At 63.4% G+C, this 1,345-nt stretch carries 1 protein-coding gene and 1 pseudogene; both read right to left on the minus strand.

What is annotated here, in order from left to right; translation table 11 throughout:
• Window positions 1-165 (minus strand): annotated as a pseudogene (locus tag A2I95_RS38480) (dipeptide epimerase); the annotation flags it as partial.
• A 150-nt stretch (window positions 166-315) separates the two neighbouring features.
• Complete coding sequence (gene dgcN, locus A2I95_RS38485) at window positions 316-1,317, minus strand: N-acetyltransferase DgcN (RefSeq protein WP_291737663.1); 1,002 nt, start codon at window positions 1,315-1,317, stop codon at window positions 316-318.
• Window positions 1,318-1,345: the final 28 nt, after the last annotated feature.

The following is a 1,345-nucleotide window of genomic DNA, read 5'->3' on the forward strand; positions in this document are numbered from 1 at the left end:
GTCCAGCGTCTCGTTGTAACGAGCATAAGGCACGCATTCGCCCCAGCCTGTAACGCCCTCCTTCTCCACCTTGACGGTCAGCACCTTCGCTTCGGTGCGCGAGCCGCGCGAGATGGTAAAGACCTGCGCCAGTTTAAAGACGTCAGAAGTGACGGTAATGTTCATGAAGCAGCCCTTTCCACCGGTTCTCCGCAACTGGCGGCTAACCTCAGCCGGACGCCCGGAAAATCCGGCTCCGGCGCTTTCATCTTTTCAAAAATACTCCCGCCGGAGGCTCCTGCCCGCAAAGCAAGCACCTCCGGCGGGGCTGTTAGATCAGACTACAGCCAGCGCGTCCACCAGGCGGCCGGCACCGTGACGGTACGGGTCGACGGCGGGCAGGCCCATCCGCTCTTCAACTTCCGCCAGATACTTGACCGCCTCATCCTCGGACAGGTGCTGCGTGTTCACCGAGACACCGACAACTTTGCAAGCCGGGTTGGCGCGCTGCGCCAACGGCAGGGCCACGGCTTTCAGCTCTTCCAGGCTCGGCACGTCATAATCCGGCAAGCCGCGCATATGGGTGCGGGTCGGCTCATGGCACAGGATCAGCGCATCCGGCTGGCCGCCGTGCACCAGCGCCATGGTGACACCCGAGTAGGACACGTGGAACAACGAGCCCTGGCCTTCGATCAGGTCCCAGTGGTCATCGTCGTTGTCCGGGGTCAGGTATTCGATCGAACCTGCCATGAAGTCGGCAATGACCGCGTCCAACGGCACGCCGTGGCCGGTGATCAGGATGCCGGTCTGGCCAGTGGCGCGGAAGGTCGATTTCATGCCACGCTGCTGCATCTCGGCATCCATCGCCAAGGCGGTGTACATCTTGCCGACCGAACAGTCGGTGCCGACAGCCAGGCAACGCTTGCCTTTGCGCTTCACACCATTGGCAATCGGGTAGCCGACAGTGGGAACGCGCACATCATGCAGGGTTCCGCCGTGGGTCTGGGCTGCCGCCACCAGGTCGCCCTCGTCACGCAGCAGATTGTGCAGGCCCGAAGCGATGTCATAGCCCATTTCCAGCGCCGCGATCAGCACCTCTTTCCATGCGGGCGAAATCACGCCGCCGCGGTTGGCCACGCCGATCACCAGCGTCTTGGCACCGGCTTCCTTGGCTTCCGCCAGGCTCATTTCGGTCAGGCCCAGGTCGGCGCCGCAGCCCGGCAGGCGGATCTGGCCGACGGCGTGGTCCGGTCGCCAGTCGCGGATGCCGATGGCAACCTTGGCGGCCAGCATGTCAGGCGCGTCGCCCAGGAACAGCAGATAAGGGGTCTCGATCATCGCGCTCATCCTTCGAGTTAAATTGGTC

This window comes from Leisingera sp. F5 (assembly GCF_001593695.1).